Origin of the sequence: Clostridium tarantellae (assembly GCF_009295725.1) — a bacterium.
Taxonomy (GTDB): Bacteria; Bacillota; Clostridia; order Clostridiales; family Clostridiaceae; genus Sarcina; species Sarcina tarantellae.
Genome location: NZ_WHJC01000706.1, coordinates 1 through 255, shown reverse-complemented (window position 1 = coordinate 255; position 255 = coordinate 1). Strand labels below are relative to the sequence as shown.

Genomic DNA, 255 nt, shown 5'->3' with positions numbered 1-255 from the left:
GGAGGACCAAGTGATGGTGCAACTACCTTAACTGTAAATGTAGCAGCTGCAGGAAAGTATAATTTAGCAGTGAAGTATATAGGGGCAGATGCTAATAGAAACTTAAAGATAGATATAAATGGAACAAACACAGGAGAAGTTTACACTCCAACACCAACTAATGGATGGTCCATAGGAGATGCTAAGACCTTTACTGTGGCAGTAAATTTAAATAGTGGAATAAACACTATTAAGTTCCATGGAGATGGAATAAAC

1 protein-coding gene is annotated in these 255 nt (G+C 37.3%); it reads left to right on the top strand.

The window, feature by feature from the left end; genetic code table 11:
• Nucleotides 1-255 (top strand): carbohydrate-binding protein (locus tag GBZ86_RS19125; protein WP_479690764.1); only part of this gene is annotated, 255 nt, incomplete at both ends.